The organism is Microbacterium profundi (genome assembly GCF_000763375.1).
GTDB lineage: Bacteria > Actinomycetota > Actinomycetes > Actinomycetales > Microbacteriaceae > Microbacterium > Microbacterium profundi.
Map to the genome: position 1 here is coordinate 1,323,126 of NZ_JPSY01000001.1, position 14,641 is coordinate 1,337,766.

General features: G+C 60.4%; 8 protein-coding genes. 3 read left to right on the plus strand and 5 right to left on the minus strand.

Annotation, left to right across the window (positions count from 1 at the left end; genetic code table 11):
- The first annotated feature begins 314 nt into the window (after positions 1 to 314).
- The 3 genes from dbpB (JF52_RS0106230) to dbpB (JF52_RS0106240) are packed head-to-tail and all read left to right on the plus strand — an operon-like array spanning position 315 to position 3,803.
- The gene (gene dbpB, locus JF52_RS0106230) at positions 315 to 1,445 is read left to right on the plus strand and encodes a DGQHR domain-containing protein DpdB (RefSeq protein ID WP_033105460.1); all 1,131 of its coding nucleotides are present in this window, start codon (positions 315 to 317) and stop codon (positions 1,443 to 1,445) included.
- Entirely contained in the window at positions 1,442 to 2,680 is a 1,239-nt protein-coding gene (gene dpdA / locus JF52_RS0106235) for a tRNA-guanine transglycosylase DpdA (RefSeq protein WP_033105461.1), read from the plus strand. Before dbpB (JF52_RS0106230) ends, dpdA begins: the two co-directional genes overlap by 4 nt.
- On the plus strand, positions 2,673 to 3,803 hold the full coding sequence (dbpB, locus tag JF52_RS0106240) for a DGQHR domain-containing protein DpdB (RefSeq protein ID WP_033105462.1): 1,131 nt from the start codon (positions 2,673 to 2,675) through the stop codon (positions 3,801 to 3,803). The genes dpdA and dbpB (JF52_RS0106240) overlap by 8 nt, the downstream gene beginning before the upstream one ends.
- A 20-nt stretch (positions 3,804 to 3,823) precedes the next feature.
- Here dbpB (JF52_RS0106240) and dpdD read toward each other — a convergent pair whose 3' ends face one another.
- The 5 genes from dpdD to dpdH are packed head-to-tail and all read right to left on the minus strand — an operon-like array spanning position 3,824 to position 14,462.
- Complete coding sequence (gene dpdD / locus JF52_RS0106245; protein ID WP_033105463.1) at positions 3,824 to 5,881, minus strand: protein DpdD; 2,058 nt, start codon at positions 5,879 to 5,881, stop codon at positions 3,824 to 3,826.
- Complete coding sequence (gene dpdK / locus JF52_RS18000) at positions 5,878 to 6,384, minus strand: phospholipase D-like domain-containing protein DpdK (RefSeq protein WP_033105464.1); 507 nt, start codon at positions 6,382 to 6,384, stop codon at positions 5,878 to 5,880. Before dpdK ends, dpdD begins: the two co-directional genes overlap by 4 nt.
- A gap of 14 nt (positions 6,385 to 6,398) precedes the next feature.
- Positions 6,399 to 10,787 carry a protein DpdJ gene (gene dpdJ, locus JF52_RS0106255; RefSeq protein ID WP_033105465.1) on the minus strand — a complete coding sequence of 1,463 codons (4,389 nt, stop codon included), beginning with the start codon at positions 10,785 to 10,787 and terminating at the stop codon, positions 6,399 to 6,401.
- The gene (locus tag JF52_RS0106260; RefSeq protein WP_033105466.1) at positions 10,784 to 11,443 is read right to left on the minus strand and encodes a hypothetical protein; all 660 of its coding nucleotides are present in this window, start codon (positions 11,441 to 11,443) and stop codon (positions 10,784 to 10,786) included. Before JF52_RS0106260 ends, dpdJ begins: the two co-directional genes overlap by 4 nt.
- 13 nt (positions 11,444 to 11,456) lie before the next feature.
- Complete coding sequence (gene dpdH / locus JF52_RS0106265; protein WP_200880957.1) at positions 11,457 to 14,462, minus strand: protein DpdH; 3,006 nt, start codon at positions 14,460 to 14,462, stop codon at positions 11,457 to 11,459.
- Positions 14,463 to 14,641 lie beyond the last annotated feature (179 nt).

A 14,641-nucleotide genomic window follows, 5' to 3' on the forward strand; every position in this document is an offset into this window, starting at 1 on the left:
GCGCTAGGTGGCACTCTCGGTGCACTGAACATGCGGACCGCTGTCGCATGGATGGAGCGGTTGACGACCACAATGATCGATTCATCCCGCGATCGTGAGTCTTGGTATAACTGGACAATGAGTGTTGGCCGACACGAGCGCTACGATCGGACCCCACTTTCGGACCAGGAAGTCCTAGAAGCGGTCCGTCTTATCCGCGTTCAGGAACCGGACATTAGCAAGACTCGGGCGCTCCGCTCGCTGAGAGAGAACGGTTACGCATGTGAGCAGAAGCGCTTCGTGCAACTGTTCGAGAGCGCTCGAGGAAGGGCATCGTGACACACGAATGGATTGAGCGACGGGCTCTACGAGTAGTCCAGGGAGAGATCCCGCTCTACCTCTTCACCCTTGCGGCAGAAGAAGTGGATCAAGTCGCGGATGTGGCACGGATCTCACGGGATGAAGCAGGCAAGCTCATCGGTTACCAACGTCCAGAAAAGCGCAAGCATGTAAATCAGATTCAGGAGTATCTCGACAGCGACGACGTCCTTTTCCCCAACGGTCTTATCCTCGCGTTGCCTCGGGAAGTTCGTTTCAAGTCCAGCCGAGGCCCTGCCGTGAGTGACGGACTCGCGACCGCTGGCACTCTGGAGATTCCTATCGTCAACGGTGAGGGCGGACCTCGCCCGGCTTGGATCGTCGACGGTCAGCAGCGAAGTCTCGCGCTCGCTCGGACCCGCAATCGACGACTTGCAGTCCCCGTCGCCGGCTTCGTTACCGACGATCTCGAGGTGCAGCGCGAGCAGTTCCTAAGGGTCAATACCGTACAACCCCTGCCCGTCGGGCTGGTCACAGAACTGTTACCCGAGATCGCACGCGTACCGTCGTCGCGAATGTCCACCCGACGACTGCCATCCGCCCTCGTAGATATGCTCAACTCCGACCCAGAATCGCCTTTCTACGGACTGGTTCGACGTGCGTCGACGGCAACCGAGAGTCGCCCCAGTGCGATTGTGACCGACACCGGACTCGTCGAAGCGTTGCGGGAGTCCGTTGAGTCTCCGTCGGGAGTGCTCTTCCCATATCGGAACATCGCCGCCGGCACCACCGACACCGAAGGGATCCGACGCGCCCTCCTCGTTTACTGGAACGCGGTCCGTGACACGTTCCCTGTGGCGTGGGGCAAGAACCCGACGGAATCACGCCTCATGGGTGGTGTCGGAATCCGCGCAATGGGACGCCTAATGGAGCGCGTCATGGCGCATGTGGATATTGACTCTGCGGATGCCGCGGCTCAGGCACGTCTGGAAGTCGGTCGAATCGCGCCCATGTGCCACTGGACAAGCGGCTCATGGACCGATCTCGGTCTTCCCTGGAATGAACTCCAGAACACACCCCGACACATAAGCGCTCTCTCAAACTTCCTGGCCCGTGCTTATCTTGCCGAGAGATCGGCGGCGCGTTGAAGTTCTACTTTCCCGACAGCCAGGACCTCGTCAGCCCGACGTACGACTTCGAGCACGACGAGTATTTGCCGACGCGTGTCCGCCAGCGTGACGACCGCTACGCACACGAGGTCCTCGACTCACCGCCGTACCACGGCATTCTCGTTAGTAAGGCGATCGTCGATGGCAGTGCCTCAGGGGCCGGAAAATACACCTCCTCACAGCGAGCACGTCTGTACCGGATGGGCGTCAGACGCTTCTTCCGACTGCCGGAAGGCATCGCTACCCTCGGCGACAATGGGGCGTTCAACTACGTCACAGAGGAGGTTCCGCCCGTCACCGTCGACGAAACTCTCGATTTCTATGAAGAGTGCGGATTTGATGAGGGGGTTAGCGTCGACCACATCATTTTCGGTTACGAGGCCACGGCTGGACTCGAAGGCGTAGATCCGGCCTGGATCCGGCGACGCGAGTTGACCCAGAAACTCGCGGCCGACTTCCTACGGCGAGTCGAGGAACGGGGCTCCCAGATTGCAGCCGTTGGCGCCGCGCAGGGGTGGAGTCCTGCCAGTTACGCCGACAGTGTCAAGCGACTTCAAGAATCCGGCTACACCCGCATCGCACTCGGAGGCATGGTTCCCCTCAAGACGAAGGACGTGCTTGAGTGCCTTCGCGAGATCGAGAAGGTCCGCCATCGATCGACCGAACTACATCTCCTCGGCCTGACACGTGTCGATGCCATGGACGAGTTCTCACATCTTGGCGTATCGAGCTTCGATAGCACCTCGCCGTTCCGGCAAGCATTCATGGACGATCGAAACAACTTCCATACCCCGCATGGTGCATACGTCGCGATTCGGGTGCCGCAAGTCGACGGCAATCCCGCGCTTCGACGCGCGATCCTTGCCGGGACCGTCTCGCAACAAGACGCGATCGCGGCTGAGCGGCGAGCACTTCGAGCACTTCGAGCAATGGACGGTTCCCGTCCGGGTATCGACTCCGCCCTCGAAGCGCTCGGGAACTATGAGGCAGTCATCGGAGGGACGAAGAAGAGTTACCTCCCCGCCTACGAACAGACGCTTGTCGCGGCACCATGGGTTGACTGCCGATGTCGGCTATGCCGAACACATGGCATCGAAGTCGCAATCTTTCGCGGAACCGAGCGGAACAAGCGCCGCGGATTCCACAACCTGACCGTCCTCGCTGGCAGAGTAACTGCCCTTACCGACCGGAGCGCTTCCCCTACCTATGTCTAAGCAGAAGATTGTGCTCCCCGCGATCCGTATTCGTCAGGGCAACCAGTTCATTTTCGCGTTTGGCGTCGACGGCAAGCAGGTGCACGAGTTCGCCGCGGTAAGTCGCGTCCACCGCACTGATCAGACTCTGGCGGGCTACCAACGTCCCGAGGTTCTCTCGCACATTCGCGCAATACGTCGATACCTCGAGACCGATGCTGCGCTCCTGCCCAATGCAATCGTCCTCGCGTTCGACGCGCGGGTAGAGTTCAAGGCGTTGGATGCCGACGTCGCCGACGGCGCTTACTCGACTGTGGGACATTTGGTAATTCCGATCGATTCCGAACTGGCGGATGACGAAAAGCCCGCATGGTTGGTCGACGGCCAGCAACGCAGCGCGGCGATTCGCGACGCTGACGTGAAGGAGTTCCCCGTGGCGGCTGTCGGATTTATCGCGAAGGACGAAGCTGAGCAGCGATCGCAGTTCATCCTCGTGAACAACACTCGACCCCTGCCCAAGGGCCTGATCTACGAACTCCTCCCGACAACGTCAGCGGAACTGCCCGCCGCGTACGCCCGCCGCCGGTTGCCGGCTTCCGTGCTAAACCTATTGAACTTCGGAGCCGGTGGCGGCGAGGGACCGTTCACGGGACGGATCAGCACACCAACGATGGCAAACGGCTACATCCGCGACAACAGTGTCCTCAAGATGATCGAGAATAGCCTTTACGAGGGCTCTCTATATCAGTACCGGAATCCTGAAAACGGCACCGGTGACATCCCCTCAATCCTGATGCATCTCAACCACTTCTGGGGCGCAGTCGCACGCGTCTTCCCACGAGCGTGGGAACTTCCACCCAGAAAGTCGCGCCTCACGCACGGGGCGGGCATCCAGTCCCTCGGCTACGTCATGGATTCGCTGACCGAAGGGGTTCCTGCGGCAGAACTGCCCGGCCTGGGCATTGAAGACATACTCATTGATCTGCGTGAACACTGCGCGTGGACTGACGGCACCTGGAACTTTGGGTCAGACCAGGTGCGCCGTTGGAACGGCATCCAGAACACGCCGACCGATGTGCGTCTGCTGACGAGCCATCTACTCCGGGTTGTGCGCAACTCCGGAACACTCACTACTCAGGGCTGAGCCGGCGTCAGGACCCGAAGTCATTCCGTCAATTCCGCGACGCCCTCCGCGACCGCTCGGAGCATCGATGCGGACCCAGCGCCGTCGGGGTAGCGGATCAGTGCCGCTCCAGCATTGTCAGCGATACACCCGGTCGCCGCGTGGGCGGCTCTCCTTGTAGCGACGATAATGAGTTCCGAATTTCTCGCGTGCTGCTTGAGCATCGGGCTTCCGTCCTTGTCTGAGGAAGTACGAACGCTCGCCCCTGGCCACGTCTGCTTAATAGCGCTCTGCACCCGCGAAAGCGTTCCCTCGTCCAAGCTGTAGAGCAAGATCCGCAAAGTGACCGCCGGGACAACATCCGGGCCGGCTTCCTCCTTTGAGTTGGGAACAGACCAGTCGAAGTCCAAGCCGACGTCGGAGGTTACAAGTCCGGCAAGTCCGCGGACTGCGTCATGCAATCGACGCTTTTGTTGATTCAACGGTGAGAGCAACGTGGTTACAAAGTCGGAACGCGCTGCGAAATCCACGGTAGGGCCAAGCGCAACGGCGTCTGCCATGTCAAGGGCTCGTGAAGCCGTTCCAATTGCCACCCACTGATCCGAAGTAGCCCGAACATCGCCGAGTACCTCTCGATACCTCGCCAAGCCGGGCGCGCCACGAAGAAATACCTCGAGCAGAGAGCAGATCGCACCGAGATCATGCGGCGCGTAACGATCGCTGAGCAAGTATCTGCGCAACAAGGCTTCTGCGCTCCTCGGCGCCGGCCGATCGATGTCGTCTACTTCAAGAAAGTAAGCGACTCCTGACAAGAGATCGTCGGTCGCGAGCCAATCAAGATCATCGATGACCTCAGCGAGTTCTGAGTCGATGGTCGACACCGCCGGCCACGATCGCGCCTGATCCATCTCGATCATGACAGGTGTGCCAGTCCCTGTCGCGCGAGCCCAATCGATCCAAGAGGCGATCTTTTGCGCACCGTCAGCCGCGCTGTCTGCCTCGACATGCAACTCGGCATCGACTTCGGTCTCTGGCTCGGCTTCAATTACGGCTTCGGGTTCGAGATCAACATCAACATCAAGTGAAGTCACAGACTCGGCGACGTTCGAGTTGTGGCCCGTCTCGATGACGTGCGGAAGGTTGCGTTCTCCGAACTGGAGGAGAAGTCGACGAACGGGCTCATCGATAGATCTGTTTGACGCGAACGCGGCCGTCAATCCGGCATCGCCCCTTGCGAGGGCGACCAATCCGCCGAGAGTCGCCGCGTCGGGATCGAGTGTTCGCGCCATTCGTGTGTCGACGAGCATGGCGATGTCAGGATTCGCCTGGCGAATTCTGTTGAAAACATCTTCGATGTTTCGCTCAACAATCGGCCGGTCTAGATGCACCCGCATCCACGCGCCGAGAATACCCTCTCGCACCAGTTGCGGAGGCTCCGCATATACAAGGGTCGGGAGGGAGCCATGTGCGAGGAGTTCGGCGTCTCTACCCAACCGCGCCATGCGACGAATTTGGAGGAACGCTACGTTTTCGTGGGATATACCACCAACCGTTTCGATCTCCTGGAGGAGTTGCGCTGACGTCTCCGCTGCACCGCTCGTGAGTGCCAAGTCGAACTCACGAAGCATCCGACCGATCGGTCTTGGATGGGTGGGGCTTCGAAGCGGCACGCCATCGAGCGATCGAACGAGGCGAGCGAATGCCTTGTAGATCGGGCCAGCAGTCCTCGGCTCCGGGCGCAAGACAAAAGTCGTTCCTTGACCGACGAGGTCAAGGACCGCGGCGTCGACCGGATCCTCTCCGTTCAATCGCGCTACGCGCCCATCGAACGGTGCCCAATAGTTCGACGTTGCGGCATCGAGCATCGCTCGGACCCGTCCAGCATGTGCAATGTCCCAGCAGATGACGTAGTAGCAGGCCGCCGTCCATGTTTCCTCACGCCTTGGCAAGATGACCGGGCATTCGCCTCTCCTTGTCAGGGCGGCGAGGAACGGTTCTAGGATCGCGGCGGTTTGGACGTTTGGGTCGTGCCCTGGCCATGCAGTGTTCGGGGCTGAAAAGAATCGCGTAGTGAACTCATCATCGCTGATCGAATTCATGCCGATCCACCGATCCACCTAGTGCGCAGCTCAAGCCTCTGCCTTGCTGCCTCGGCCTGATCAACCTCGAACTCGAGACTCTCTTCGTTCCGCTGAACGCCATTCCAGGTGAAGTTCATAGATCCTTTCAGTACCCAAGACCAGCCCACCATCATTTTCTCGTGTAGGTCGGCGCTCGAGTAGACGTGTAGCGAGTCTGTCGCGCTCGTCCGCCGCAGACGATCTATGAACGTTTGATTGTGATCCTCTTCGCGAAGTGCGACGTGCAGCTGTGTGCCACGCTTGGTCAGGGTACCCAGCACTTCGCTAAGAGTCATTTGCGATCGAGGCTCGCCTCCCATTACCGAGTCAAACTGCCGCTCCGCGTTGTCTATCACGGGGATGTCCGTCACCCACCCAGTCACCAACCAAAGCTCCTCACTTGGCCAGCACAGTTCAGAAACGATCGCAGCCGTGAGCACATCACCGATCGCGAGGCCGTTTCGTGGTCGCGTTCGCACCATCCTTCTTCTTCCGCTCACTGCAACTCCTCCGCAAGCGACAACTCCGCAAGCACGACGCCATTTCGTTGCCGCAACGCAATCACGCGCGCATAGGTTCGGAGGCCGTTTCGCTCCACCGGCGTTACGACTGCAATTCGAAGCCCGGTCGCGAGATGCGTTCTCGAAATATACGGGGAGCTCAGGAGAACCCGGCCGTTGCTCTCAAGGACACGTGAGTATTTGACGACCCAGTCCGGTTTCGTTACGTCGACGACCGGTGTGTTCTGGCGCACAACGTGCTCGACGATGCGCCGCTCGATAGTGACATTCGACTGGTAGGGATGCCAATGCTCAAGACGTTGACTACGCGCCTGAGGCCCCCGCAGCCACAGGAGCGAGAAAGCAGCATCAGCGCTGAGAGGCCCCAGATCGACTCCGAGTTGACCACGCGACGCGTGGTAGGTGAGTGTTCGCGCGTCGATCTCGATCCCGAGTCTGCGTTCTTCGCGAACCCACGCCGCTGTGAGTGCTGCCACGATCTGATCAATCGCGGTTGAAGATCCCGGTCGCAGCATTCGCGCTGCAAGCGTCGACACAAGGAGGTGAGACGGGGGCCCTTCCAAATCCGTCCACGACGCGAGGAGTTCGCGAAGCGCACCGTCCGTCTCATCGATTCCGTCCGCTGCGCGGAACTTATGGACTCCTCGCGAGATCGCATTATCCGGCGAAATCAGGGCAGCCACGATGGACTGCATCGATTCGTCGACATCCTCGGCCTCGGTTGCCGTGGTCGCGCGTGTGACTGAGTCCCAGAATCGGCGCGGGTCTAGCGCATAATCCCGGTGCAGCTTCTCCATGAGCCCAAGCCCGCCGATCGACGTCTCCGACACGAGGATCCGGAACGACCTGTCGTACGGCGACAGGACGACGTCAACGGCTAGATCGCCGTCCTGCGAGTCGGAAAGCGCCTCCTCTGCCGCGGTGAGGACCGCGTTCGCTATCGTGTCGACGAAAACCCGATCCAGCAGGGTTGAAGTCGACCCCAGTACATCAGCAGCCACGAGCAACCTTGCGTGTTCCTCGATCACGGATTGGACGAGCGGATTGGCCGCGAGAGCGGTCAGTGCCGTCAATGTGCGCGTCTGCCCCAATTGACCAGCATTGTCGGCTCTATACGCGAGCGTAAGAAACTGTTGAAGGTCGGCCGACCATCTGCCCCCGGTGAGATCGGCCGGCACTTGCTTGACGTCATCGGTTGAGAGCCCCGCTTGCACGTACGCATGGAGATACCCTTCGGTGAGCCACTGCCTTTGGAAAGCGTTGGCTACATCGTCAAGCCGCTCATCCTCGAGCACAACTCGCCGGAAGAGAAGCGTCCGGCCAACGGGTGACTCCGAGAAGTCCCCAAGGTAATCCCGGGGATTGCTAGGCAAGGCCCCATCGATCACCATCGCGTCGACGTCCAACTCGAAGCCAAGCGCCGCTGGCAAGCCCCCGTGCTCGTAACGCACGTGCAACGGCATTGTGGAGCCGTCGCGGTTGGTCAGTTCTCCGTCTGAACCGATGGCCATCCGGCGCACCCGGAGTGGGCCTCCGCCCACATGGAGGGCGAACGAACACCCACGAATGAGACTCGACCATACCGAGGGCGTCGGCAGGTCCATGCGATACAGCGCAGTCTCCGGGACCTCGAACGCAGAACGCCAAAGCGGCTGTGCGTTGGAGGTGTCAGCAACCGCTCGCGGCGGAGCGACGAGCTTCAGCGCGAGAGGACGAACGACCGTGAATGTCTCCCCATTCGACGTCGACCATTGGCCGAGCGCGTGGCCTTTCGCGACGACACGATTGAGGGGCAGCCCCGAACCGGCGTCCGGTATCGAGAGCCAGGTGCTCAGAGACGCATGTGCGTACCCGTATCGTCGACGCACCCGCCCGGGAACGGCCTCACGCAGCGCTTGAGAGATGGGCATTGTCGGGTGATCGTCACCGAAGTTTGGGGGGAGGTCGAACGCGACATCCGGAGTGTTAAGCGCTCCGAAAAGCGTGTCCGTCATGTACTCCGGGAGCGGAGTCCAGGGGATGGCACCCGCGTCGGTTTGCCCCGACAAAGGTATCCAATCGGATTCAAGCCGCCGGAGTGCAGTCGGGATGACGGAGAGGATCAACGAACGTGGCTCCTCCCAGAGCGCCGCGTGCGCTTCATCGGGAGCCAGCCTGAGTGCGCGAGCAAGATGCTCGGCCAGTTCCTCCTGCAGCGAGGCGTCACCAATGACCGTCGCAAGCAGTTTCTGTACCTCGTCGGTCTTTGGCCATCGCGAATCCTTTGGCGGCGTCAGTACCTTCCTCGTGTCAGCCCCTGTCCTGCGAGACACCCAGTCAAGCAAAGCATGGGTGGCCTGCATCTTTATGACGAAGCGGTTGTTGATCGGGAGCGACCGCGCGTCGATTTCTGGATCGAGCAGTTTCTCATACGTTTGATAGGCGATTCTGTCGCGGCCGTAGTCGGACAAGACGACGACGGTAAGGGGACGCATGGCAAGGCGGCGTCCTGCTCGCCCGCGACGTTGAAGAAAAGACGCGAGGTCTCGGGGGGCCTTGTGCTGAATAACGGCGCCCACCCGCGGATCGTTGAACCCGACTTCCAGAGACGACGTCGCCACGACGACATCAGCGCTGGCATCGACGCCTGAGTCCTGCGAGGTAGTCCTCGCGATACTGAGACCCCGATCCAGACGTTGCAGGTGTGCCGGCAGATCCCACGATTGGCCATCAAGGTATCGCGGCCCCGCCTGTGGCTCGCGGGGGCTTCTGAGATTGGCCAGTACGGTGCCTCTCGCTCGGCCTCGTGGAGAGTGCCCTTCTGCGTCTCGAAGATTGTCGTATAGGCGGTTGATCGAATCCAGGTCATCTGTGAATGCGAACGTGACGGAGCCGTATACACCAGGGATGGTGTCCAGCATTCGCTCAACAAGCATGGTCGTCTGGATTGACGTCGAAAGAAGCGCGGTGCCTGATACGGGATCTCCGCGTAGGACGATTCCGTACTCGCGACTGGTCGCTTCAAGCTCCTCGGGCAACGGCGCGATGACCTCGACGTCACTCCGGCCGGCCCCTGTTAGATTCGAGAAGAAGTCGCCGGCGTCGCGCAGCGTCGCAGAGAGGCCGACGATCACGGGACTCTCGACGTTCCACTGCCGGTTTGCGTGACGCCAACGACGAAGCATCAGGCCGACCTGCGCCCCGTGCACACCCGAATATGTATGTGTCTCGTCGAGGAGAATCATCCGAGTGCCAGTCGGTCCTCTCCAGCCCAGGACTCTTCCGAGCCCAGAACTGGTGGACTGCTTGCTGAGCATCTCGGTCGAACTAAAAAGGATGTCGGGTGGGTGCTGCCGGATCGAATCTCTTGTAATGGCGAGCGCCCCCTGGAGGGTTTCGACCGCGCACGTATCACACTTCAGTTGTTCATTGCCCGCTCGACGATCGGTGTCAAGCCACACCATTTGGCCCAAGCACCCATCCGTCAGGCACGGAAAGTAAGGAGCGGCCCATCCCGCAGCCTTGCGCTTCCACCCCGCACGCCCGCGATTTCCGTCAAGATCGCGCGCATTCGGCGTGCTGCCGTAAAGGAGGCCAATACGGACGGGGCGCGTTCCCGCTCCGTTCAGACCCCCAACGCGACTCGCCATTAGCAATGCTTCACGTGCCTGATCGCGAAGCAGTTCATTCCGTGGGTAGAGCGCGAGCGTGTGCGGGCCCGAACGCTTCACGTCGGCAGTGGCCGCGATATCGAGAAGGGCAGGAATGTAGAAAGCGAGTGTCTTGCCGGAACCGGTCCCGGCCGTCACGATGCGGCCCGTAAGACGAGGCGATCTGAGACCCTCAAGAATCGAGGCTGTCGCATCCACCTGGAACGTGGCGAGTCGGCCGTCACCGATCATGCGCTTCAGAACGCCGGCGCCGCCACTCGACCAGCCCAAAGTGGTGGCCAATGATGCGACCGCGTCATCGGCAGTGATCCAGCGCCGGGGGTAACGACGTGGTGTGACGCGCAGGCGATAGTCGGCAACGAGGCTGCTCGACTGCCGCCACCATCCAGGAATGGAAGTGTCGTTCGGCTGCCACAGTTGTCGCAGCGTCCGAAGCAGTCGAAGCGTTTCAGCAAGGCGGGTCCGATACTTCGGTGTGGAATCAGGGAGGCGATGAAGGAGACCTGTGTCGAGCAAACGCTGCAGATACCCGTCCACCGAGTGAAGTGGCACGTCGGCCTGAGCGGCGTCCACGTCAAGTTGGGCATCAATTACATTCTCGACATCGCGCTTACTCAAGAATCCGTCGACAATGCCCCACGAAAGCAGGGGCAGTTCGCGGTCTTCCAGCCGGCTGAGGATTTCGGGAACGCCTGCCCACGGATCAAGGCTCATGACAGCGACAGGTACAACTGGTCTCGGACCGTCTCGTCCAACCTCAACAACTCGAACTCATCATCGCTGAGGTCGGACAGGCGAATACGCCCCTGGATGAATCGGGACAAGACGGCGTCAACACCGGCGCTCTCCACATTCTCAAGGTCATCTGCGACACGGCCCAAGAGCATCCGGAACTCCGCCGGTGAACTGAGAGTGGGAGGCCTACTCGCGAGCCGCTCAAGCGTCGTCAAGCGAGACTCCGTTGCGCTCCGCTCGGCTCCCAAGCGCGGGACCAGTTCGCGAGGCAGGCGCGCGATCTCGCCGATTGCCCAGGACGTCCAAGACTGCGCATCTGCTTCAGCCGCCTTGGCATGCGTCTTGGAAAGCGACGTGACCCGTGCGCTCAGGTACTGCCAGTTAGGTCGACCAATCCGGTCAATATAGCCGCGGAGTTCGCTCGGGGCGACTGCCAAGTCGGGCAGTTCCGCTACCGGAACGCCAATGGCCGCCAACTCCCGATGGGTCTTCAATATTGTCTTCAGCGCGCCAATCTCGTCAGCCAACTTCGAGACTTGGCCTTGTAGTCGTAGTTGATCTTGCAGATCAGTTTCGGACTCCCGCCTGGCGCGCGCAAGGGCCGCCAGACGCCGCGCCTGGTCCGTCAGTGACATGGTCGCCGCACTACTACTCACCAATCTCAACCTCTCCCACAACACGGAACCACTCAGCAATGACTTCGTCCAGCGAGTCATCGACATCCGCGGCTTGGCCGCCGCTGCTCCCGGCCCGCGCGATTCCCGCCGTCACCCATTGAGCGCTGAACTCGAGGTAGTCGGATATCGCCTGAAGGTCACCACCGACGGTCGCCCCGACAGCCTGATACAGATTCGCGCCAGTCAAAGCCGAGCCAGTCACAAGAAGTCGTTCAGTTTCGATGATGCACTTGTAGTCGAGCGACCGCGCTGCTGTGTTCTTCGCTGGAAGAACTGCAAGGTCCGGAACAGGAACGAGGCCCTGCGATTGCCCCTCGCGTACGGCCGACTCGATAGCGTCGATCGCGTCCGCGAACGATCCACCAGGCAGGTGAATTCGTATTGTGTCGATGAGACCCTGCCAGTGCGCCATCTGCCGGCCAGACAGGCGAGTTAGGGCCCGGAGTTTGCTCTCGGATTCCTGGCACCATTCCGGCACCTCAAGATCGGTATCACTGAGCGCCAGTTTTCTGGACTTCTTAGCGATCTCTGACAAACGCATAAAGTCGATAGCGTGAACGGCCCCGGTCACTCCCTGCGCTGCTCCAACGCCGCCCAGGAACCGGTCTATCACAACACTCCTCGCTGCGACGTATTCCTGATACGCGGTTGTCCATTCGGACAACCGCGACCCGCTATCGGTCCTTGGGGCCGTGTCCCGCCAAAGACTCGCAGACACAATGTCAAGCTCGGTCGGCTTCTGCGGAACCATGCCACAAGCCGCCGCACCTCGAAGGAGCGACGCCATCGCACCGGTGAGTTCTGCATCGGAGACCTGGAGGGCGTCGACAATCCGTTGTTTCGTGGCAGCGATGATCGGCACCACTATTCCATCCACACGAGGCAACGCATCGCTTGCTCGTTCAGGGAAGCCGGCGTTTAGTAATGTGAGCCCCTTGAAGGTGACGGCCATTCGAGCCGATCTCTCGAGCCGCAACAACGGCGTAGTGCCCTTGGCAAGACTCTCGGCTGCTGCTCCCTCAATGGAGATACTGCGTGAGTTATTCGGGACCGCCCTCGTGACCGCTGCGGAATCTGGTTCCTTGATTACGGGGTCAAACCAATCGATGCGCGCGAGTAAAGATTCGCGGAAAATGCTGCGCATTTCCGCAGCGATACGCTGAGGAAGTGGCTTGCCTTGCGACCAGGCTTCGATCGCTGCAAGTTGACTTTGGACCGAGGGGCGCATTTCACTGGTCTTCTCGACAGCAGACGCGTGTGGCAGCAATCCATCATCGATCGTGCGCATCTCGAGATCGTAGATCTCGACAGGCAACGCCGGGTGCGAGAACGCGGTCAGAATGCCATCCGAAACGGGCTCTGCTCCAACCCGACCCCAGAATGTCACGAGCGCCTCGAGTCGTCCCGACTCGCCACCGGAGAACTCGTCCTCGATTTGCTCGCGAATGTGGACCGGCAGACGAGGCAGTCCGCTCTTGGCGGATTCGTCGGCGAGGAAGTCGGATGGCGGAAAAGCTCCCGCTCTAATCGTGGAGGCGTTCTCGGTCAAGACGTGTCGCACCGCGCGCGACAGCACTTTACGCGGATTGAAGTATGAGCCGCCGCGCCCCGAGTCCGGCTCGACGCAAGCACGGATTGCTCGCAGAATCGCTGCCCGGTTGTAGGGGTACAGTCCGTACTCCTGCCGAGATGCTCCGAACGTCGAGTGGCAAGACAATTGGAACTGACAAGAGGTACACGCGTTCGCTACGTCAGGTGTTTCGCTTTCGAGCCTGGCTTTTCCGACTCTACCCGCGTTCAAGTACCGGCCGACGAAGTCGATCAAATCATCCTCCGTCGCCGTTTTGCTCTCCAGATCAACATCTACCTCATAGATGGGAGACGACGCCTCGGAGCGTCGTCGAAACGTCTCAGGCAACTGTTCGCGATAGTAGCTTGGGGTGACAGCCATGAGCGTTCGCACTGTCGCGTATCGCTCAACGCCCTGAATAACCCCGACCTCGATCACCGCATCAAGAAGGTCGCGTCGGACTCCCTGGATTAGAGCAACATCCTCGATCAAGAGGATAATTTCGTCCCCCACGAGCTTCTCGCGGATCATCTTGAACGCGTGCCCGATGTCCCCCACGGCGAGGCTCGCTGCCTTCATCACCGCGACGTCGAGGTTTTCATTGATCAGGCGTACGGCCTCAGCCTGCATCGACTGCGCACCGACGAGTCGGCGAAACAGACGTTGCGTGGCTGCGGCAGCATCTTGGATGTTGGCATAGTCATCGATGTCGAGCGGCAACTCTTGCGCCGTGAACTCCAGAGGTATGTCACCCTCGTCTGCGTCGCGACCCCTCAGCGCATGGCGGGCCCGCCGACGAACAAAAGAACCCTCACGGAGTAGGTGCTTCTCGAAGAGAGGGTCGGTGAAGAACAAGCGAAGGCCATCGTCGCCCACAAGGGCTCTTGCGTACGGATTCTCTGCTCGGGCACTCCGAAGGGCCTCTGCAAGTTCAGCGAGAATCTTGTGCTCCATCTCGTCCAGCGTCATGCCGCTGCCGAGACTGGACGCCTTACGACGGATCTCCTCAAACTCCGGATCCCTCTGGTCCACCAACAGTGCTTCGATTACGTCCTTGAGGCTCGTCTCAGTCTTCTGGAGATACACGACGTGCCTGTTCACCGTCCGCGGGATCTTCGCGTTCACCCATCGCACGAGGTGAGACTTGCCCGCGCCCGACTCACCGAGAACAGTCGCGACCAGGACACCGTTGTTCGGCTTCGAGGTTAGGAACTCCTCGAGGACCTGATGTTCGCTGATGAGATTGGACGTTTGGTTGCTGCCTCCGGAACCGATTCGACGCGTTACGCGCAGTGGTGCGTGCGTTGCCAGCAGCACTTCGTTAGAGGGAGTCGCAGCCTCTGTTGGGATCGTCGACGAGACAACCTCTGGCGACCAGCAAACATAGTTGACCTGTGAGTTCATCATTCGTTTGCCCTGATCGTCACAGTTGAAACATACCGACTGCGTCCAAAGTCGTGTGCATCGGGGAGCGCCACCACCCCGGACGGGTCCGACTGATACGCCATTGTGAGGATTCCGCGCTGCTCCGCACTTGACAGTGCTAGGCCAAGCACCCGAACACCGTGATCATCCGCGTCCTTCAG